10 protein-coding genes are annotated in these 12,939 nt (G+C 60.7%); 6 read left to right on the forward strand and 4 right to left on the reverse strand.

What is annotated here, in order from left to right; translation table 11 throughout:
- Positions 1 to 23 precede the first annotated feature (23 nt).
- The 3 genes from ACIX9_RS05970 to serS are packed head-to-tail and all read right to left on the reverse strand — an operon-like array spanning position 24 to position 2,438.
- Positions 24 to 677, reverse strand: a complete 654-nt coding sequence (locus tag ACIX9_RS05970; RefSeq protein ID WP_013579578.1) for a LolA family protein — start codon at positions 675 to 677, stop codon at positions 24 to 26.
- 31 nt (positions 678 to 708) lie between these two features.
- The gene (locus ACIX9_RS05975) at positions 709 to 1,092 is read right to left on the reverse strand and encodes a hypothetical protein (protein ID WP_013579579.1); all 384 of its coding nucleotides are present in this window, start codon (positions 1,090 to 1,092) and stop codon (positions 709 to 711) included.
- Positions 1,092 to 2,438, reverse strand: a complete 1,347-nt coding sequence (gene serS, locus ACIX9_RS05980) for a serine--tRNA ligase (RefSeq protein ID WP_041597475.1) — start codon at positions 2,436 to 2,438, stop codon at positions 1,092 to 1,094. The genes ACIX9_RS05975 and serS overlap by 1 nt, the downstream gene beginning before the upstream one ends.
- A gap of 168 nt (positions 2,439 to 2,606) precedes the next feature.
- On the opposite strand from serS, the gene ACIX9_RS05985 reads away from it, so the two are divergent.
- From ACIX9_RS05985 to dgt, 6 genes are all read left to right on the forward strand, one after another.
- On the forward strand, positions 2,607 to 3,560 hold the full coding sequence (locus ACIX9_RS05985; RefSeq protein ID WP_013579581.1) for a dihydroorotate dehydrogenase: 954 nt from the start codon (positions 2,607 to 2,609) through the stop codon (positions 3,558 to 3,560).
- An 81-nt stretch (positions 3,561 to 3,641) separates the two neighbouring features.
- Positions 3,642 to 3,842 carry a hypothetical protein gene (locus ACIX9_RS05990; RefSeq protein WP_013579582.1) on the forward strand — a complete coding sequence of 67 codons (201 nt, stop codon included), beginning with the start codon at positions 3,642 to 3,644 and terminating at the stop codon, positions 3,840 to 3,842.
- 111 nt (positions 3,843 to 3,953) lie between these two features.
- Positions 3,954 to 6,251: a Tex family protein gene (locus tag ACIX9_RS05995; RefSeq protein WP_013579583.1), complete on the forward strand. Its 2,298-nt coding sequence runs from the start codon at positions 3,954 to 3,956 to the stop codon at positions 6,249 to 6,251.
- 9 nt (positions 6,252 to 6,260) lie between these two features.
- Positions 6,261 to 7,892 (forward strand): bifunctional phosphoribosylaminoimidazolecarboxamide formyltransferase/IMP cyclohydrolase, encoded by a 1,632-nt coding sequence (gene purH, locus ACIX9_RS06000; protein WP_013579584.1) that lies wholly within the window; start codon positions 6,261 to 6,263, stop codon positions 7,890 to 7,892.
- 168 nt (positions 7,893 to 8,060) lie between these two features.
- On the forward strand, positions 8,061 to 10,133 hold the full coding sequence (locus ACIX9_RS06005) for a tetratricopeptide repeat protein (protein WP_013579585.1): 2,073 nt from the start codon (positions 8,061 to 8,063) through the stop codon (positions 10,131 to 10,133).
- 23 nt (positions 10,134 to 10,156) lie between these two features.
- On the forward strand, positions 10,157 to 11,308 hold the full coding sequence (gene dgt / locus ACIX9_RS06010) for a dGTP triphosphohydrolase (protein ID WP_013579586.1): 1,152 nt from the start codon (positions 10,157 to 10,159) through the stop codon (positions 11,306 to 11,308).
- Positions 11,309 to 11,328: 20 nt separating this feature from the next.
- Here the strand turns inward: dgt and ACIX9_RS06015 are convergent, their stop codons facing one another.
- Complete coding sequence (locus ACIX9_RS06015; RefSeq protein ID WP_041596965.1) at positions 11,329 to 12,867, reverse strand: tetratricopeptide repeat protein; 1,539 nt, start codon at positions 12,865 to 12,867, stop codon at positions 11,329 to 11,331.
- Positions 12,868 to 12,939: the final 72 nt, after the last annotated feature.

The raw sequence follows: 12,939 nt of genomic DNA on the forward strand, positions 1-12,939 counted from the left end.
ACAGCCAGTTACTCTGCTCTGATTTACTTGTTGCAGGAGTTCCCTTTTATCTCAAAGGGCTTGGTATCGATCTTCTGGTTCAGCCTGATGTTGGTGTAGGTGGCGGTGTGTGTGTCTTTCGTAGGCGCCAGCAAAACCTGCTTCAGGGAGACGTCCCGAGCCAGGTCAAGCCAGAGAGTAAATTTTGTGACGTTGGCTTTGACGCCGGCGTCTTTTGGAGTTAGCTCCAGCTTCTCAACCTTGATGCCGTCAACCGTCTCCTGGCCCAGGTCAACGATGTTCCAGGCGCTGGCAAGGTCTTTGCCGCTGCCCCCGAATCCGAGGGTCAGGTAGGTCTCGATGCTGGAGTTATGAACGGTGTTGTAGCACTTTGAGCCTGGGATATAGTCGCGCAGGGTCCCGTTCTTGTACTCGACGGTGCGAGCGCCCTTGCCGTCGGTCTTGATGCCCATCTGGGAGCCGCTCTTGGCACGCTGGAAATAGACGATGCCGTGCTGGTCGTCGTCGATGTCCTTGATGACGTTGTTGTAGGAGACGTTGTGAACGTCGGCCTGGGCGTTCGAGAACTTGGCGCTGGCGGCGTCGAGCTTCGCGAGAGTTTCGGTGAGATTACCCTGGGCCTGGGCTGCGCCGGCAGCAGTCAGTAACAGAGCGAGGCTGAGAAGAGCTTTGTTCATTGCGTTCCTCGTTAGTGCTTCTGGTTAGACGCTAACGGAGCACCCACGCGTTATACGCAATGATGTCACCGGTGGCGTTGCGGACGGGCTCGTACTTCTCTACTGTGACCTCTCCGGAGACGGGCTCTACGACGCGCAGGATAGCGACGCGGAGCTCGGTGTCGGATTTGGCGTTGCCCAGGTCTTCGGCGCGGACCTGGTAGACGAAGCGGCTGCTGCCGGCGCTGGTGGTGCCGGCCTCTTTGACGAGGACCTCGCTGGAGTGGAGGGCGACGGTTTCTACGGGTTTGTCCTTGAAGTTCATGAGGCGGGGTGCGCCGAACATGAAGATGAGGATGGCGGTGACCATGACGTCGTAGTGCAGGGAGCCGCGGTCATAGGTCCAGAAGACGTAGCTTTTGAGGAGTTTGCCCATTATTTTTTCCAAGGTCCTTGCTGGCGGCCTATGACGGTTTCGCCGTCCATGTACGGGATGAGGACTTCCGGGATGCGGATGGTGCCGTCGGCCTGCTGGTAGTTTTCCAGGATGGCGACGTAGGTGCGGCCCACGGCCAGGCCGGAGCCGTTGAGGGTGTGGAGGAAGTCGGGTTTCTTGGCTGGTTTGCCGTCGACCAGCGGACGGTAGCGGATGTTGGCGCGGCGGGCCTGGAAGGACTCGAAGTTGGAGCAGCTTGAGATCTCGCGGTAGGTGCTTTGACCGGGGAGCCATACCTCCAGGTCGTAGGTTTTGGCAGAGGAGAAGCCCATGTCGCCGGTGCAGAGGAGCATGCGGCGGTAGGGCAGGCCGAGCTGCTCGAGGATGGTCTCGGCGTTGCGGGTCAGGTTCTCGTGCTCGGCCTCTGAGTCCTGGGGGCGAGTGAACTTGACGAGCTCCACCTTCTGGAACTGGTGCTGGCGGATGAGGCCTCGTGTGTCCTTGCCGTGGCTGCCGGCCTCGCTCCGGTAGCAGGAGGTGTAGGCGCAGAAGCTGATGGTGAGGTCTGCCTCGTCGAGGGTCTCGTCGCGGAAGATGTTGGTGAGGGGGACCTCGGCGGTGGGGATGAGCCAGTGGTCGGAGTCCTGATAGTTGCCGGGTTCGTAAGGGCCCTTGTCGTCGCAGTGGAAGAGGTCTTCTGCGAACTTTGGAAGCTGGCCTGTGCCGAAGAGGGACTTGGAGTTCACCATCGCCGGGGGGAGGACCTCTGTGTAGCCGTGCTGGCGGGTGTGGAGGTCCAGCATGAAGTTGGCGAGGGCTCGCTCCAGGCGTGCGCCCTGGCCGAACTGTACGACGAAACGTGCGCCGGTGATCTTGGCGGCGCGCTCGAAGTCGAGGACGCCGAGGGCTTCGCCGAGCTCCCAGTGGGGCTTGGGGGTGAAGTCGAGCGTGGGGATTGTGCCCCAGGTCTTGACCTGCTGGTTCGCGTGCTCGTCTGCTCCTAGCGGGACTGAGTCCGCGGGGAGGTTGGGGACGGTCTGCATCATGTCGCGGAGGCGGGTGTCTGCTTCCGCGGCTGCGACTTCCAGGCCTTCGCCTTCAGCCTTGAGGGCTTTCACGGCGTCCATCTGCGACGTGGCGTCCTGGCCGGACTTCTTCAGGGCCTGGATCTCGTTCGAAAGGCGATTGCGCTCGGCTTTGGTGGTCTCGGAACGGGTGATGGCCTCGCGGCGTGCGGTGTCGATGGCGGCGAAGTTGGCTAGGGCTACGGCGGGGTCGAGACCGCGGGTGCGAAGTTTTTCTTCCACCTGGGCGAGATTGGTACGGACAAAGGCTAGGTCTAGCATCGAGACCATTTTACCGGGGTTGAGGGGGTGCTGGTCCTTGGCGATAGATTAAGGGGATAAGTATTGATAAAAGCGCTCGAGGCAGATTTTTGTCGGGGTGGGGCGAGTGGTGCGGGGAGCGTTTGGATGACGAGCAGAGATTGGACTTGGAACTAATACAATCTGGGAATGGGTGAGGATGCGGCGAAGGTAGGGAAGGTGGCCAAGGGGCCGGATATGCGGGTGACCGTGTGTGGGGTGGAGCTGGCTTCGCCGGTGATTGCGGCTAGTGGGACGTTTGGGTATGGGGTGGAGTTTGAGGAGATTCTTTCGTTTGAGAGGATTGGGGCCTTTGTCACCAAAGGCTTGTCCAGGGAGGCTATGGCGGGGAATCCTACGCCTCGGATTATTGAGACCGCCTCCGGGATGATGAACGCGATTGGGCTCCAGAATATGGGGGTGAAGGCGTTTGTGGAGGGGAAGATGCCTCGGCTGCGGGAGATTGCGGGGGCGGTGGTGATTGCGAATGTGTTTGGATTCACGGTGGAGGATTGCCTGGAGGTGATCCGGGTGCTGAACGATGCGCCGGGGATCTCGCTGTATGAACTGAATGCTTCGTGCCCGAATACGGCGCATGGGGGCATGGTGTTTGGGACCGATCCGACGCTGCTGGGGAATCTGGTGGGGAAGTGCGCGAAGCTGGCTGCGAGGCCGGTGGTGGTGAAGCTTTCGCCGAATGTGACTTCGATTGCGCTGATGGCGAGGACTGCGGCTGGGGCGGGGGCGCAGGGGCTTTCGCTGGTGAATACTTTCTTGTCGATGGCGATCGATCCGGAGACTCGGCGGCCGAGGATTGCGAATGTGACAGCGGGTCTTTCAGGGCCGGGGATCAAGCCGATTGCGGTGAGGATGGTTTATGAGGCGGCGCAGGCGGTTCGGATACCCATATTAGGCATGGGGGGGATTTTGAATGCGAGCGATGCGGTGGAGTTTATGTTGGCGGGGGCGACGGCGGTGCAGGTGGGGACGGCTAGTTATGCCGATCCGAGGGCGGTGGAGAATATTGCGAATGGGTTGCGGCGGTGGTGTGAGAAGCATTCGGTGGGGAAGGTGAGTTCGCTTACGGGTGGGGTGGTGCTGTAAGGGCAAGGGCAATGTCTTGCCCTTGCGGGGCAAAGTGGCGGGGTAAAACGAGCAACGGCCCGGGGCTGAAGCCCCGCATGTTTGTGGCTTGTTGACGGGGGGCTGAAGCCCCCCTCTAATCCGAACCGCAACCGCAACCGCAACCGCAACTGCAACCGCAGCGGCAACCGCATCGGCAACTGCAACCGCAACTGCAACCGCAACCGCAGCGGCAACGGCAACCGCAGCGGCAACGGCAACGGCAACCGCAACCGCAACCGCAACCGCAACCGCAGCTACTGAGATTCTTCGCTGCGCTCAGAATGACCTCGTTGGTTGGTTTGGGTGTGTGTGGAGTGGGGATAGGTTGGGACGGGATTTCCTCGGGTGGGGCGGGTAGGATTGGGGGAGATTATGAGTGAGACTAAGACCCTTCCGCACGAGATCCTTTTTCATATTGCCCAAAACCTTTCTTCCCCGCTGAGCTCCGTCGTGGCTGTGATTTCGCTGCTCGATGAGGGTGGGACTGTGCCGTTTATTGCGCGATACCGCAAGGAAGCGACCGGTGCGCTGGATGAGGTGAAGATCCGGGAGATTGAGGAGAAGCTGGCGTATTTCAGGGATCTTTTGAGCCGGCGGGAGACGGTGCTGAGCTCGATTGCGGAGCAGGGCAAGCTGACCGATGAGCTGAAGGCGAAGATCGAGGGGACGCTGGATAAGGGTGAGCTCGAAGACCTTTATCTGCCGTACAGGCCGAAGCGGCGGACGAAGGCTACGATCGCGAAGGAAAAAGGGCTGGAGCCGCTGGCGGATTATGTCTGGGGGCAGGCGGCGGGGGCTCTTTCCCTGATGGACTTGGCGGGTTCGTTTATAGACGAGGCCAAGGGGGTGGCTTCGATTGTGGAGGCGCTTGAGGGGGCTCGGCATATTGTGGCGGAGCGGATTGCGGAGACGGCGGAGCTGCGCAAGGCGCTCAGAACGCTGCTGCATGATGAAGGCGTGATCGTGAGCCGGAAGGCGATGGATGCCGTCGATGCGCAGGAGAAGTTCAAGATGTACTACGAGTATCGGGAGCCGGTGAAGACGATTCCTTCGCACCGGATGCTCGCGATCCGAAGGGGTGAGGCGGAGAATGTGCTTTATTTCCTGATCGAGATGGATGCGGCGCGGGCGACGGGGATCATGCGGAAGCAGGTGCTGGGGCCGGATGGGGATTGGACGGCGCAACTGGAGCTGGCGATTGAGGATTCCTGGAGCAGGCTGCTGAGCTCTTCGATTCAAGGCGAGCTGAGGCTGGAGCTGAAGAAGCGGTCCGATGTGGATGCGATCCAAGTGTTCCGGGAGAACCTGGGGAATTTGTTGATGGGTGCGCCGGCTGGGCCGATTGCGGTGCTGGGGCTCGATCCGGGGCTGAGGACGGGGTGCAAGGTTGCGGTGGTGGATGAGACGGGCAAGTTCCTGGCGCATGACGTGATCTATCCGCATACGGGGCAGACTGCGAAGTCGAACCAGGTGATGGCGGGTCTGGTGAAGGCGCACAACGTGAGGGCGATTGCGATTGGGAATGGGACGGCTTCGCGGGAGACGGATGCGTTTGTCAGGGACTTTCTGGCGGAGCAGGGGTTGACGGAGATCTTTAAGGTGATGGTGTCGGAGTCGGGGGCTAGTGTGTATTCGGCGAGCGATGTGGCTCGGCAGGAGTTTCCGGAGCTGGACCTGACGGTGCGGGGGGCTATTTCGATTGCGCGGCGGCTGCAAGACCCGCTTTCTGAGCTGGTGAAGGTGGACCCGAAGGCGATTGGGGTGGGGCAGTATCAGCACGATGTGGATCAGCGGCAGTTGCAGCAATCGCTGGAGGCGACGATTGAGAGCTGCGTGAACAAGGTGGGGGTGGATTTGAATACGAGCTCGTGGACGCTGCTGCGGTATGTGGCGGGGATTACGGAACGGACGGCGTTGAATATCGTGCAGTTCCGGGATGAGAATGGGCGGTTCAATTCTCGGGCGCAGTTGAAGAAGGTGCCGGGGGTGGGGGCGAAGACGTTCGAGCAGGCGGCGGGATTTTTGAGGATTCGGGGCGGGGTGCAGCCGCTGGATTCTACGTCCGTCCATCCGGAGAGCTATGCGCTGGTGGAGCAGATTGCGAAGGAGGTGGGCGCGCCGGTGGATCGGATTATTGCTACTCCGGGGCTGCTGGATGGGGTGGATAAATCGAAGCTGGCGGGCGGGAGCTTTACGCTGAACGACATTCTGGAGGAGCTGCGGAAGCCGGGACGCGATCCGCGCGACAAGTTTGTGGCTCCGAGCTTCCATGAGGGGGTGCGGGAGCTGGCGGATGTGCAGCCGGATATGGTGCTCGAGGGGGTGGTGACGAACGTGACGAAGTTTGGGGCGTTTGTGGATATCGGGGTGCATCAGGATGGGCTGGTGCATATTTCGGAGCTGTCGAACCGGTTTTTGAAGGACCCGAACGAGGCTGTGAAGGTTGGGCAGATTGTTAAGGTGAAGGTGATCTCGGCGGATATGGCGTCGAAGCGGATTGCCTTGTCTATGAAGGCTTTGATGAGCGGTGTGGTTCCGGCTGCGCGGGCTCCGCAGGTACGGGGGCAGGAGCGTGGGCGGCCGCAGATGCAGCCGAAGGTTGCGGCTCCGAAGCCACAGACGATGGACGATAAACTGGCGGCGCTTTCTACGCGGTGGAAGGTTCGGTAAGCTGTAAGGGTGAACAACATTGAATGCATTACCGACGCCGTCCATGATCCTGCGATTGACCTGAAGCCTGTTCGCCGGGCACTGCTCTCTGTAACCGATAAGACGGGGCTGGTGGAGTTTGCGCGGGCGCTGGCGGGGCATGGGGTGGAGCTGGTTTCGACCGGCGGGACGTCCAAGGCGCTGCGTGAGGAGGGGCTGACGGTGCGGGATATTTCCGACCTGACCGGCTTTCCGGAGATGCTGGATGGGCGCGTGAAGACGCTGCACCCGAAGGTGCATGGCGGGATTCTGCATATTCGCGGGAACGAAGGACATGTGGCTTCGGTGACCGAGCATGAGATCCAGGCGATCGATATGGTCGTGGTGAATCTGTATGCGTTTGAGAAGACGGCGGCGAAGGTGGGGGTTTCGGCTGCGGAGATTATCGAGAATATCGATATCGGCGGGCCTTCGATGGTGCGGTCGGCGGCGAAGAACTTTGAGGATGTCGCGGTGGTGACGGCGGTGGCGGACTATGCGGGGCTGGCGGAGGAGATGGCGGCGAACGAGGGGCAGCTGGGGCGGGCTACCCGCTGGCGGCTGGCCAAGGCTGCTTTCAGCACGACGGCGGCTTACGATGCGGGGATTGCTACGGCTCTCGAGGCGCTGGTGGTGACGGATAATCCGCATGATGCGGCGGTGTTTGATAAGGAGGCTCTCCCCAAGACGGTGCGGGTGATCGAGCCGCAGAGTGTTGTGCTGCGGTATGGGGAGAATCCGCATCAGTTGGCGGCGCTTTACAGCGATGGGTCCGGGAAGGGCGTTGCTGGGGCGAAGCAGTTGCAGGGTAAGGAGCTTTCTTACAACAACCTGGTGGACCTGGACGCGTGCTGGGAGCTGGTGAGTGAGTTCGATGAGACCGCTGTGGTGATCATCAAGCATACGAATCCGTGCGGGGCTTCTACGGGAGACTCGGTGCTGGATGCTTATACGCGTGCGCTGGCGGCCGATCCGGTGTCTGCGTTTGGCGGGGTGCTGGGGATCAATCGTGAGGTGGATGGAGCTGCGGCGGAGGAGATTGCGAAGCTGTTTGTGGAGGCGATCGTCGCGCCGAGCTTTACTGCCGATGCGTTGGCTCGGTTTGGGGCGAAGAAGAATTTGCGGCTGATTCAGATTGCTCCGGCGGAGACTCCGCGGGTGATCAAGCAGATCTCCGGTGGGTTGCTGGTGCAGACTGCCGACCGGAAGCACATTACGGCGGAGGATTTGAAGACGGTGACGAAGCGTCCGCCTACGCCGGAAGAGCTGCGGGCTCTGCTGTTTTCGTGGTCGATCTGCAAGCATGTGAAGTCGAATGCGATTGTGTATGGCCGGTTTCATGAGGGGCATGGGCAGACGGTCGGGATCGGCGCGGGACAGATGTCGCGTGTGGATGCGGCTCGGTTTGGCGCGATGAAGGCTGTGCTGCCGCTGAGCGGGACGGTTGCGGCTTCGGACGCGTTCTTCCCGTTCCCGGATGGGCTGGAGGTTGTGGCGCAGGCGGGTGCGACGGCGGTGATTCAGCCGGGCGGATCGATGCGGGACAACGAGGTGATCGAGGCGGCGGACCGGCTGGGTCTGGCGATGGTGTTTACGGGGGTCCGGCACTTCCGGCACGGGTGATTCTGGGGGACAAATCATTGGATTCAGGGCGTTTCGTTGTACACTGCCTAGCAATCGTATGTGCTGTGCCGCATCCAATCTGTTGAAAGCATCGTCTAACCCAGAAGACTAGTCACGGGCATCATTCGCGGCTCCTACTCGCTGTTTAGGCAAGGAAAGACGATCCTCATGACACTGCGCTCTTCCGCGAAGCATATCGTTCCTGTTGCTGCACTGTTGCTTGCTGCCCATGCTGTGATGGCGCAGGTGAAGCCGGCCCCGGTTGTTCCTCCTGCAATCACCGATCGTTCCAGCGCCTACTACCATGATGGGCTGGCGCATCTGTACGAAGAGATGGCGATCAACAACGGCCGTCCGGACTATGCGACGCAGGCGATCGAAGAGTACAAGCTGGCGCTGAATGCAGACCCCAACAGCAAGTATCTGCAGGATGGGCTGGCGGATCTGTACTTCAAGATCGGGCGTATCCGCGAGGCGGTGACGACGGCGCAGGAGCAGGTGAAGAAGGATTCCACCGACCTGTCTGCTCACCTGCTGCTGGGTAAGGTTTATCTGCGGTCGTTGAACGACATGCAGGGGCCGCAGGCGACGGAGATGTTGCAGTTGGCGATCGGTGAGTACGAGAAGATTGCACAGTTGCAACCGAAGGATCTGGAGACGCACCTGATCCTGGGGCAGCTTTATGGGTTGAACCACGACTCGGTGAAGGCCGAGGCTGAGTTCAAGACGGCGCGGGAGATCGATTCAAACTCCGAGGAGGCTGTGCTTTCGATTGCGCGGCTCTACATGGAGGAGGGTCAGCCGCAGCGTGCGGTGGATGTACTGGGTGGGATTCCGGCGGATGATCGCGGATCGCGGACGAGCGCGGCGCTGGGTGCGGCTTACGATCAGTTGCACAAGCCGAAGGATGCTGCGAAGGCTTATCAGGAATCGCTCGATCAAGAGCCGGACAATGTGGATACCGAGCGTGCGCTGGCTGCGGCGCTGCTGCTGGACAACCAGCTTGACCCTGCGCTGACGGTGCTGAAGCAGATTGTGGCGGCCGATCCGACGGATGTGCAGAGCACGATTCATATCTCCGAGATTCAACGTCGGCAGGGGCATTACGACGAGGCTCTGGTCACGCTGGATAAGGCGAAGTCGCTGAATACGAACTCCGACAATTTGGAGCTGGTGTTCAACGAGGCGGTGCTGTACGACTCGCTGGGTAAGTACGACCAGGCGATTCAGACGCTGCAGGGTGTTCTCGCTTCTACGAAGAAGACTGATGGGAAGTACTCCGAGCCGGAGAAGTCGAACCGGGCGATCTTCCTGGATCGGCTGGGGATTGTGTACGGCGAGGAGAGCAAGACTCCGGAGGCGATTACGGCTTATAAGGAGATGGTCTCGATGGGTGGGGACTATGCGATTCGCGGCTATCAGCGCGAGATCGATACCTACCGCGATGCACACCAGTGGAAGGACGCGGTGGCTGTGGGCGCGGAGGCTTCCGCGGCTCTGCCGAACGATAAGAGCATCCAGTTGACGTATGCGTTTCAGCTTGCGGATACGGGCCAGGTGGAAAAGGGACTCGCGCTGGCGAATGCTCAACTGAAGGGCGGGGCTGACGACCGGGATACGCTGGTGGCGATTGCGAATATCGACCTGCGGCTGAAGCGGTCCGACGATGCGATGAAGCAGTTAGACAAGGCCGAGGCTTTGTCTGCGAAGCCGGATGACAAGGCTTACGTTTATCTGCTGCGGGCGACTGTGCTGGACCACGACAAGCATTATGACGAGGCTGAGGCGGAGTACAAGAAGGTCCTGGCGATCGACCCGAACAATGCGACGGTGCTGAACGATCTTGGGTATATGCAGGCGGAGCGCGGAATTGCGTTGCCGGATGCGCTGGCGATGATTCAGAAGGCTGTGACGCTGGACCCGCAGAATGGGGCGTTTCTGGATTCGCTGGGCTGGGTTCAGTTCAAGATGGGGCAGTATGGGCCGGCGGAGACGAACCTGAAGAAGGCGATCGACCGGACGGCTTCCGATCCTTCCATTCACGATCACCTGGGGCAGTTGTATGAGAAGACCGGGCACCTGCAGCAGGCTGTGGCGCAGTGGGAACGGTCTATGACGGAGTATGCGCGGTCACTGCCGGCGGACGCCGATCCTGCGGATGTGGCGAAGGTGAAGCATAATCTGGAGCAGGCTCGGACTAAGCTGGCTCGGGTTGGTGGAGCGGCGAACAAGAAGTCCTAACGGCTCAGATAAAATTGGCGTAGATGACCAATCTTTCCAGTGCTTGTGCCGTCAACGACGTTGCGGGTGATGTGTTGCTCACCCGCGCCTATCCTGCGCCCTCTCACCCTTATCGGACTCCCTTTCAGCGGGACCGGGAACGCATTGTGCAGGCGCGTGCGTTTCGGCGGCTCGCGGGTAAGACGCAGGTGTTTACGTCGAGGGCTTCAGACCATTTTCGTTCGCGGCTGACGCATACGATCGAGGTGGCACAGATCGCGCGGGCGGTGGCTTGCGCGCTGGGGCTGAATGAGGACCTGGCGGAGACGCTGGCGCTGGTGCATGACATTGGGCATCCGCCGTTTGGACATGCGGGTGAGCGTGCGCTGGACCGGTGCTTGCAGAAGCATGGCAGACGCTTCGACCATAACCTTCATGCGCTTCGGATTACGGAACACTTTGAGCAGAGGTATGCGGCGCATCGCGGGCTGAACCTTACGCTGGGGGTGAGGGAAGGGATCGTCAAGCACTCCAAGGATTATTCTGCGGAACAGTATCCGGAGCTGGCTTGCTACTTTCTGGATCAGGCGCCGCCGCTGGAGGCGCAGATCATCGATCTGGCGGACGAGATTGCTTACCTGACTGCGGACCTGGATGATGGGGTGGAGTCGGGGCTGCTGGAGATCTCTCATGTGAGGACCAATGTTGAGATATTGGCGCGGTGTTTTCAGATCGTGGAGCGGGATCACATTGGGTTGGCGGAGAAGTTTCTGTTTCATGAGGCGCTGCAACTCATGCAGAACACTTTGACGAACGATTTGATTGCGAATACAAGGGCGAACCTGTCTGCGGCTAAGTTGACCTCGTTGAGTGCGGTGCGGGCGCATAAGGCGCGGGTTGCGACCTTCTCTGCGCTGGTGGAGTCAGAGCGGTTGCAGGAGAAGCGATATCTGTACGACACGCTGTATACGTGCGAGGCGCTGGAGATCGAACATGCGAAGGCCGAAGAGGTGGTGACGGCGCTGTTCGAGTTCTGGATGGAGAACCCGGAGGAGCTTCCTGAAGGGTATGGGGAAGAGGTAAAGGCCGAAGGGCTGGCGCGGGTGGTGGCGGACTATATTGCGGGGATGACGGACGCTTATATTCTGCTGCAGTATGCGCACATCAAGCGGAATCCGAGGCTTGTCCGGCGGTAACGGCGCGATGATTTGGGGCGCTAGTTTCCGGGTGGGAGGCGAAGTTCTGCGCGAAGATTGACGAAGCGCGGGTCCTTCTGCAGGGGGAAGAGCATGGGGTCGACGAAGATGCTGATGATGGCGCGATCATGGCGGTGCATGAGGTCATCAAGATCGGCGAGGGCCTGATCCGGCCGGCCTAGAAGAACTTCAGAGTCTGCCATGCGAACCGTGCGGGCGGTGGAATAGGAGTGCTGCTTCTGCTCTGCTGCCAGCATGATCTGCCACATGAGTGGCTCGCCACCGTGGTGGTATGCGGCTTCCGCCTTGTTGACGAGGTCCAGGGATTCACTGTCCTGACGGCGCTCCGCGCCTCGTCTCCATTCATGCAGGAAGCCGGGGACGTCATGAGGCTCCATCATGTCCAGGATTCCGAGGACGATGTGAGTGGTCGAGGAGTTGTGGTCTTCGCGATTGTGGTCCTGGGAGAGATGCTCTTCGAGCATGGCGCGGGCTTCATCGCGATGGCCGGAGAGGCCGAAGGCGAGGGCTCGGCTGGTGAAGATGGCGGAGGAGCTGGGCTGGAGGCGCTGGGCTGTGTCGAGCTCGCGAAGTGCCTCTGTGTAACGGCCTTCATGGGTGAGGACGGAGCCGTACCAGTGATGGGCCAGGACTAGGGATGGATCGAGGGCTAATGCGGTCTGGAACTCGCGTTCTGCTGCGGGGGCGTCTACGGACCAGAAGTATTTGACGAAGCCGAGGGAGGCGTGGGCCTGGGGGAGGGAGGGATCGAGGGCGATGGCTTTTTCGTCGGCCTCCAAGGCTTTGGGGAAGGCGATTTCATCGGGGACTACGGAGTACTCGCGGAGGAGGTTGTAGGTGTTGGCGAGGCCTACGTAGGCGGGGGCGTAGGTGGGGTCCTTTTCGATGGCGGCGGTAAAGTGCTGGAGGGCGCGGTTGAGGGTGTCGGGGGTGCGCTGCTCAAAGAAGAAGGTTCCGCGGAGGTAGAGGGCGTCGACGCCTGGGACCTGGGACTGGCGGACGGGGCCGGCGGGGGACGCGGAGACGGCGCTGATGCCGTGCGCGGGGGGTGGGGTGTGAGCGGCGGCGCGGCGGGCGAGAGGCTGGGTGATGAAGATGGCAAAGACGCTGCCCAGGATCAGGGCCATGGCGGGGATGAAGTACTTGTGGTGGATGAGGCTGGCTGCGGGGTCGGGGCGAACGGGTTGGTAGAGGACCGGGGGGGCTGGTGAATCGATTGTGGGGCTGGTGGCGGCTTCGGAGAGGGTGGGGAGTTCTGCTATTGCGAGGGCGGTGGGACGGGAGTGGGTCTGGTCCTCGAGCGCTATGAGCGGTTCAGTCTCTGCGAGGTTGCTGCTGTGCAGCCAGAGTTCCAATTCCGAGATGCGGGCGAAGACGGTGGCGCGACCTGCACCGGGGACCCGGCGTACGGGGAGCCCGCGTTGTTTTTCCCAGCGTTCGACGGTTCGGATATCCCTTGCGACGTACTGGGCTATCTCCTTCCAGCCGTTGAGGATGTCGTTATGGGCGTAAGTCACCTTGGCCTCGGTGCAAATCAATTCTTCGCGATGAAGCTAGTGTAATGATTTGCACAGCTGCTGAGAACGAAAGAACGTATCACTTTGGGTAAA

Source organism: Granulicella tundricola MP5ACTX9, assembly GCF_000178975.2.
GTDB lineage: Bacteria > Acidobacteriota > Terriglobia > Terriglobales > Acidobacteriaceae > Edaphobacter > Edaphobacter tundricola.